We start from the raw sequence: 8,022 nt of genomic DNA on the forward strand, positions 1-8,022 counted from the left end.
TTATTGTGGCTAGTCCGGATATTTGTAATGCTCGTCCCCGGATCGCGGGAACTAGAATCACGATTCAAAGTTTAGTCATGGATCATAAAACGGGAATGAGTGCCGAAGCGATCGCTAGGGAGTATCCTCAGTTAAATCTGGCTCAAATTTATAGCGCTCTAGCGTATTATCACGCGAATAAAGAACAGATAGAGGCCGATATCGATGCTTACCGAGCCGATTGTGAAGACTGGGAATCCCGATATCGAGCCGGTGAATTGTAATGAGTCAAATCCGTCTCTACCTTGATGAAGATGCGGGTCAACGCTCGGTCGTGGAAGCTTTGCGGAATCTGAAGATTGATGTAATTACCACTTGGGAAGCGAAAAACATTCGGCTACCCGATCCCGATCAACTGGTTTGGGCAACCCGGCAAGGTCGGGTAATTTATCGAAAATTTGGGTTAAAATCCCGTCCTTTTAGGACGGCTTTGTGTTAAACTGATTGGCAAGCGGAAAATCAGATGTGTAGTCGTGGCACGCGAACTGACCATTGGACAAAAGCTAGTGTCACCGACCCATTTTGGGTTGCCCCAATACCTCACTGCCCTAATCAAAAAAAATACGGCATAGGTGGGAGATCAAAAAAATTAAATAGGGTAGGGCATACCCGAATTTACGCTTGGGGAGTAGTCCCTAAGAGTGCTTGCCTTATAGGTGTAGTCGAACTAGACATGAAACTGTAAGACCAAAATTAGCTTTGCTAGTAGAGGCAGGATTCAGCCCAAGAATCTCCGCCCTAAAAGGGCGGAGATTGTCAAACTTTTAATGTAGGCGATTTTTGTCGATTGCATAAATCCTATATGACGCGCTCGCTCGTCCGAAACTGTCCCCGGGGGACGAACAGAAATTACCTTAAATGTCGGATGAATGCCCCCGCTAAATTTTTCGACAAGACATCAACCTTTGCGGGGGATGAAATCCGACCAGGATATTAACCGCAAAGCACGATTTTAATTCTACCATTTGTAGGTAAACTGTGTTATACTTAATTGCTCCAGGGTCGAGGATTAATCAATGCTAGTCGTAGAAGCCAAGTTAAAAAACGGGACACCAGAACAATACCAGAGACTAGATGAAGCAATTAGGACATCTCAGTTTGTGCGTAACTCTTGTGTTCGTTATTGTCTGGACAATAAGGGGACAACCCGCAATGATCTCCAAAAACTTTGCGCGGTACTAGCAGACAACAAAGAAACACCTTGGGTTAATAAATTAAACTCTCAAGCTCGTCAATCGGCTGCTGATAGAGCCTGGCAATCAATTAATCGGTTTGATCAGAATTGTCATGCTAAGATACCGGGAAAAAAGGGTTTTCCTCGGTTCAAAAAGCCTAGCCGTTCGGTTGAATACAAACTAACAGGCTACCAACTATCTGATGATAGACGTAAAATCAAGTTCACTGACGGTTTTAAAGCAGGAGAATTTGATTTATGGTGTAGTCAAAAGACATTAGTTTATTATTCAGAGCAACAGATTAAACGGGTAAGAGTTGTTAGACGCACTGATGGTTATTATTGCCAGTTTCTGATTGACGGAGAACGGCAAGAATACCATAAACCAACGGGACAAATAACAGGAATTGACTTAGGGTTAAAAGAGTTTTATACCGATGCCCAAGGCAATACCGTAGAGAATCCCCGTTATTTAAGAAAGTCAGAAAAACGACTTAAAAAAGCACAACGACGATTATCCAAAAAGTTTCTTCAAGGAAAGAAACAGTCTAAAAACTATCACAAGCAACAGGGAAAAGTTGCCAAGCTTCACCTTAAAGTATCAAGACAACGTCAAGACAAAGCAATTAAAGATGCTTTGGCGTTAGTCCAGTCTAATGCTCTGGTAGTCTATGAGGATTTAAAGGTAAGAAACTTATTAAAAAATCGTCACCTGTCTAAGTCGATTAGTGATGCTTATTGGTATCAATTCACTGAAGGGTTTGAATTTTTTGCCAAAATTTATCGGATTGTTTGTGTTGCTGTACCACCGCATTTTACTAGCCAAGATTGTTCAGTTTGTGGGACGAGAGTTCAAAAAACATTAAGCACTAAAACTCATCAATGTCCCAATTGTCAAACAATCTTAGATAGGGATCATAATGCAGCAATAAATATTCTTAAAAAAGGGTTACAATATTTGGGAAATCATCTCAACGGTACTGTTGGGCAAACAGAAACCCCCCCTTGCCCCCCCGACGTCGGGGGGGCAAGGGGGGGGGAGAGTCCGGTCTCTGGATTCTTAATGGAGACATTAAGAATCTAAGCTGTCTCGTCGAGCAAGGAATTTACGATAGTGATAGGTCAAGAATCCCCCGTCACAGCGTAGCTTGACGGTGGGAGTATGTCAAGGGAGGCACAACGGAATAATCGCGTTTCCGAATGACCTCGTCGTGGGGGATTGATCCCCCATCTTGCCGAGCGTGTGCGAGTTTTGGCAAGGTCGAGAGATTATCGATTTTGGCAAGCGATAGGATAGTCAATGGCCCGATCGATGCGCTTCAACACTACAAATTAGGCATTCTGTCAAGAGAAATTAACAAATTTAAATATTTCTCGACCTGATCGATTCTCAAAAAAATTTACCGGAGGAAATGAACGATGTCCCAAGATAAGCCGATCCAACGCCAAATTCTACCGATTCCCGACTTAACCCCCTTCGGTCTAACCACCTACGACGCGAAGAATCCGGACACTGACTATCCCCCGATTCGAGATATCCGACCGCCGGCCGGCGCGCCCAACGTGCTGATCGTGCTGCTCGATGACGTGGGCTTCGGAGCCGCCAGTGCCTTCGGTGGCCCGTGCAATACCCCGACTTTCGAGCGATTAGCGGCACAGGGGCTAAAATATACCCGTTTTCATACCACTGCCCTCTGCTCTCCCAGCCGCGCGGCTTTGCTCTCTGGAAGGAATCATCACTCGGTCGGCATGGGCAACATCACCGAAACCGCCACCTCCGCCCCCGGGCAGAGTTCCGTTCGTCCCAACACCAAAGCCCCCCTCGCCTTGACCCTGAAGCTGAACGGCTATTCCACGGCGCAGTTCGGTAAGTGCCACGAGGTACCGGTTTGGCAAACCAGCCCGATCGGCCCGTTTGACGCTTGGCCCTCTGGCGGGGGTGGATTCGAGTATTTCTACGGCTTTATCGGTGGCGAGAATAACCAGTGGGAGCCGGCACTGTACGAGGGAACAACCCCGATCGAACCGCCGAAAACCCCGGAGGAAGGGTATCACCTGACCGAAGATCTGGCGGATCGAGCGATCGCTTGGGTCAGTCAACAAAAAGCCCTCGCCCCCGATAAGCCTTTCTTTATGTACTTCGCCCCCGGCGCGACCCATGCCCCCCACCACGTCCCCAAGGAATGGATCGACAAGTATCGAGGCCAATTCGCTCACGGTTGGGATCACCAGAGGGAGATTACCTTTGCCCGACAGAAAGAACTGGACGTAATTCCCCAAAATGCCGAACTCACCCCCCGTCACGCCGAAATTCCCGCCTGGGATGACATGGATGATCGCCTGAAGCCGGTATTAGAGCGCCAGATGGAGGTGTACGCCGCCTTTCTGGAACATACCGATGAGCAGGTGGGACGGGTGATTCAAGCCTTAGAAAATCTAGAAATCCTCGACGATACGCTCGTTTACGTCATCGTCGGCGATAACGGCGCATCCGCCGAGGGAACGCTGCAGGGCGCGTTTAACGAGATGGCCAACTTTAACGGGTTAGCGGGTCTAGAAACCCCGGAATTTCTCCTCTCAAAACTAGATGACTTCGGTGCGCCCGATTCCTATAATCACTACGCGGTCGGTTGGGCCTGGGCGATGAGTAGCCCCTACAAATGGACGAAGCAGGTCGCTTCTCACTGGGGCGGGACCCGCAACGGTACGATTGTTCGTTATCCCAAAATCATCAGGGAAAAAGGTGGGATTCGCCATCAGTTCTGTCATCTGATCGATGTGGCCCCGACGGTGTTGGCAGTAGCGGGAATTCCCGAACCGACTATGGTTAACGGTGTCCTACAAAGTCCCTACGAGGGTACGAGTATGGTTTATACCTTTAACGACGCGGCCGCCCCCGAACGTCACGATGTGCAGTATTTCGAGATGTTTGGCAATCGGGGCATCTATTACAAGGGTTGGAGTGCGATTACCAAGCACCGCACCCCGTGGATTATGACTGGACAGACGATGGTTCCTTTCGACGATGATATCTGGGAACTATACGACGGCAGTACGGATTGGACGCAAGCTCGGGATCTCTCCCGGGAAATGCCAGAGAAACTGCACGAACTACAGCGACAATTTCTGATCGAGGCGGTTAAGTATAATGTACTGCCCCTAGACGATCGCCAAGTGGAACGGGTCGATCCCGCCACCGCTGGCCGGCCTACCCTCGTGCGGGGAAACTCGCAATTATTCTTTGCCGGGATGGGGCGTTTGTCTGAAAATAGCGTCATCAACATCAAAAATAAATCCTTCTCGGTGACGGCGGAACTGAACATTCCCCCGGAAGGCGCGGACGGGGTGATTATCGCCCAAGGCGGCCGCTTCGGTGGTTGGAGTGTCTATACCCACGACGGAAAAGCCAAGTTCGTCTATAACGTGCTGGGGATTGAAAGTTTTGTCACCGAGGCGACGGAGACGATCCCGGCCGGTAAGCATCAGGTACGGATGGAGTTTGCCTACGATGGCGGTGGTTTAGGACGGGGGGGAAATGTCACCCTCTACTACGACGGTCAACCGGTGGGTACGGGTCGGGTAGAACGAACTCAGGCTTTTATTTTCTCTGCCGACGAGACCACGGATATCGGCTACGAATCCGGTACCCCCGTAGCGGCGGAATATACCTCGAAAACCAGTCGTTTCACCGGCAAGATCGGTTGGGTTCAACTCGATCTGGGTACGGACGCTCATGACCACCTGATCGACCCGGAGGAACGTCTGAAAATTATCATGGCCCGGCAGTAGAAAAGGGGACTTGCGATCGACGGTTTCGCTTATTCGGTCTTAGGGGAGGAATCGCGATCGCTGGCGAGCCAATGTTTAATTTTCTAGGGCAAAAACTAACCGCACTGGGAGTTTTAAGTAGGGAGGCACAATTATTTGTAGGATGGGTTAGCGGTAGCGTAAACTATGCGGGCGTTGGGTTTCATACTTCAACCGTTCGGACCTCGGCGTGAGCTTTTGTCGAACGCTGATCTCACGGCCGAAGCCCAACCTACGTTCATCTTATATTTAATTCCACCCACCTACTTATCTAGACTTTTCCTCGGTTAAAAGCAAAAAAATTGAGCTTAAATTAGCAACTTTGTTCTATGGAATGGTCTTTTTTGAGAAACTTTGCCATCACTCTATTCGCCCTCTTAAATCCTCTGGGGATGCTGCCGATATTTATTAGTTACACCGCTCGCGAACGTCAAGAAGTACAACGACTCGTGGCTCTATTTGTCTCGTTAACTGTCTTGTGTTTGTTGTTAATTTTTATGTTTATCGGAACGCCAATGCTAAAATTCTTTGGTGTCACCTTAGACTCTTTTCGCCTTGCTGGTGGAGTGCTTTTGTTGATGATCGGTATCAACATTGTTAACGGTTCTGGGGCAGGGACAAAAGAGCTTTTAATTAATGATCGAGGCGGGGATTATCTCAGCGAAGCTAAGTCAGTTTATCGGCAAATTGTTATTCCTATGGCTATGCCTTTATTAGTGGGGCCTGGGGTTATTGCTAACGTTATCCTTTATGCCAGTGAAGCCGAATCAAAGCTAGGTGACGGTATGGGCATTGAACTGATTTTGATGACAATTTTAGTCAGTTTTTTAGTCTTTCTCATCCTCGCCGCTGGCCAATGGTTACAAAGACTTTTAGGGGATATTGGCTTGAGTATTACTCAGCGAGTTATGGGGCTATTTGTAGCGGCGATCGGAGTACAATTTATGGTGACGGGTTCGATTAATATTTTTGTCGATCAGATTGTTCCCAAACTACGATCATAGCAAATTGCTAATTAGTCTAAATATTAGCTAAGAAAATTACTGAAAATATCGAATAAGCTGTTGTCTATTTAAACTGGGTATTAAGGAGAGCAATCATGAAAAATTCTCATCAATTGACCAAATCCCTGAAGCGTTTTCGTTATACACTTTTTCTGGGAGTAGCGGCCATGGCAATCACTAGCTGGGGGATGCCCAATATTTCTGTAGCCCAGACTACTCCTGCTCAAGAAAAAGTGCAGTTAATGTTCGTGCAAACGGCAGAAGATATTCAGGTAGATCCCGTCACAAAAACAATTCGCTTGGTGAACGTCAACAAACAGACATTATACTTTTCCGATCGCCCGAACCGGATTGCTGGTAATCTGACCATGGCCGCCTATATGGATGAGTGGACAGCCAGGGCAGGAAAAGATAATTTTGCTAACGATCCCCCCAATGCGACCCTCTCAGTCTACGAACCTGGTCGTCAAGACAATACTATAGTTGTCGTCGAGATTAGCAATCCCGTCATCGATGGCAAGGACTTGATTTATAGCTACAAGCTAATCGAAGGGACTCTACCCAAGGCCGGCGGGGCAACTTCCCTATTCATCGATTGGATTGGTGTTGGTGGTGGTGTCGGTCCTGGCTTTTACGGGGTGGGGGCCGGTACCCGCGGAGTCGGTTTATACGGTGGTTACGGTGGACCCCTACGTTATTAATACTAATGTTCTATTATTTCTGTAAATTTATCTAGCGATTAGGAGAATCCCATGAGTTACCTAAATTCTTGCCGTTGAAAGCCTTGTGGCTTCAGCCCAAGTATGAAAAAAAGGAGCGAGATTTTAATCTCATGTATCCTAAAATATGATATGACACCAGCAATGCGAACAAGAACAAGGTTGGTCGCGTCGATCTCATTACCGAATCTATTTCAGTACATTCATCTGGGAATTTACCGCCTCAAGCAGCCGGATATATTGTCGCCGCTGTTGGTGGCCTACTTTTCATATTAGGAGAAGTTTTTGCTATTGCTACCATTGTATCGGGGCGATTCCTCAAACGCCGCCAGAGATACTGGTTTTCCTTCGTTATGGCCTGCATCCTCTGCTTATTCACTCCCTTGGGGACAATCCTCGGAGTCTTCACGATTATTGTTCCCTCCCGCCAGTCTGTTAAGGAGCTATACCGGCTTCCTAATGCAGATCCTGCTAATTAACATCTCCAAATGAGAGCGGCCCTCAATGAATAGGCCTAGTAGCGGCCGCCGTCAGGCTCAATAAGAAAGCCACGAACTGGATACTGAAAATAATAAATGCTATCAACTGACCCAGCGATAATTGAGCGGCGAGGACTGGGGAAGCCCCATACCAGAAAAGGAAGAGTACGATTAGGGTCAAAGGCAAGCGGAAAGAAAGAGGAAGAGGTTCTGAACCAGACTCGGCTACCAATCTGTTTCTTTTGAGAAGGTAATAGGTTCCACAGGCTAGGGCAGTTAGTCCAGTGGAAGCAAAGGCAAGTTGAGGACTGTAAATAGCCATTAATGATAGCATGGCCAAGACTTTAGGGAGTGTGACAGCGACTTTGAGAAAGAGGTTCCTAGCCAGACCGTTGCCTATGATGGCGGCGGTGAGAGCGGCTAGGCCGATCTCCGAGGCACTGGCAAAGAGAGTCGTCACTATCAAGAAAACACCCCAAAAGTTGAGAGCCTCAGGCGAGTTCTGGATGATGACGTTATCGATAATCACCTGAATGACTAAGGGGATAGACAACCAGAACAGAGTACCGAAGGCACTTAAAAAGAAGACGGTTATCGATAAGAGCAGTTGAATGATAATTGTTACTCCCCGAAGCTAAACTCACCGGATGAACGATCCAAGCTAGACATACCATAAAATATTTAGCCACAAAAAAGCACCCCCTCGCGGGAGTGCCTTTTCATTCAGACTAGGAATTAACCATTGATAGCGGGAGCAATCAGAGCTACAGGAGCCTGTTCACCACTAGCTAAGTCTAAGG

General features: G+C 47.7%; 6 protein-coding genes and 1 pseudogene. 6 read left to right on the forward strand and 1 reads right to left on the reverse strand.

Annotated features, from left to right (window positions below; genetic code table 11):
- The first annotated feature begins 2 nt into the window (after positions 1-2).
- The 6 genes and pseudogenes from H6G48_RS25405 to H6G48_RS25430 all read left to right on the forward strand — a co-directional run bounded on the left by H6G48_RS25405 (position 3) and on the right by H6G48_RS25430 (position 6,725).
- Positions 3-263, forward strand: coding sequence for a DUF433 domain-containing protein (locus tag H6G48_RS25405; RefSeq protein ID WP_190723814.1), 261 nt, complete (start codon positions 3-5; stop codon positions 261-263).
- The gene (locus tag H6G48_RS25410) at positions 263-478 is read left to right on the forward strand and encodes a DUF5615 family PIN-like protein (protein WP_242034786.1); all 216 of its coding nucleotides are present in this window, start codon (positions 263-265) and stop codon (positions 476-478) included. The genes H6G48_RS25405 and H6G48_RS25410 overlap by 1 nt, the downstream gene beginning before the upstream one ends.
- A gap of 577 nt (positions 479-1,055) precedes the next feature.
- A pseudogene (locus H6G48_RS25415) lies at positions 1,056-2,365 on the forward strand (RNA-guided endonuclease InsQ/TnpB family protein).
- Positions 2,366-2,632: 267 nt separating this feature from the next.
- A complete protein-coding gene (locus H6G48_RS25420) occupies positions 2,633-5,002 on the forward strand; it encodes an arylsulfatase (protein ID WP_190723815.1) in 2,370 nt (789 codons plus the stop codon).
- Between the two features lie 347 nt (positions 5,003-5,349).
- Positions 5,350-6,024, forward strand: coding sequence for a MarC family protein (locus H6G48_RS25425; protein WP_190723816.1), 675 nt, complete (start codon positions 5,350-5,352; stop codon positions 6,022-6,024).
- A gap of 95 nt (positions 6,025-6,119) precedes the next feature.
- Positions 6,120-6,725, forward strand: a complete 606-nt coding sequence (locus tag H6G48_RS25430) for a hypothetical protein (protein WP_002799672.1) — start codon at positions 6,120-6,122, stop codon at positions 6,723-6,725.
- A 519-nt stretch (positions 6,726-7,244) separates the two neighbouring features.
- On the opposite strand, the gene H6G48_RS25435 is transcribed toward H6G48_RS25430, so the two are convergent.
- Complete coding sequence (locus H6G48_RS25435; protein ID WP_242034787.1) at positions 7,245-7,775, reverse strand: ATP-binding cassette domain-containing protein; 531 nt, start codon at positions 7,773-7,775, stop codon at positions 7,245-7,247.
- Positions 7,776-8,022: the final 247 nt, after the last annotated feature.

It is taken from the genome of Microcystis flos-aquae FACHB-1344, from assembly GCF_014698375.1.
Lineage (GTDB): Bacteria > Cyanobacteriota > Cyanobacteriia > Cyanobacteriales > Microcystaceae > Microcystis > Microcystis aeruginosa.

Bases quoted from the DNA above. Each gene is read 5' to 3' on its own strand.
- H6G48_RS25410 (WP_242034786.1), top strand. From the start codon at position 263: ATGAGTCAAATCCGTCTCTACCTTGATGAAGATGCGGGTCAACGCTCG.
- H6G48_RS25420 (WP_190723815.1), top strand. From the start codon at position 2,633: ATGTCCCAAGATAAGCCGATCCAACGCCAAATTCTACCGATTCCCGAC.
- H6G48_RS25425 (WP_190723816.1), top strand. From the start codon at position 5,350: ATGGAATGGTCTTTTTTGAGAAACTTTGCCATCACTCTATTCGCCCTC.
- H6G48_RS25430 (WP_002799672.1), top strand. From the start codon at position 6,120: ATGAAAAATTCTCATCAATTGACCAAATCCCTGAAGCGTTTTCGTTAT.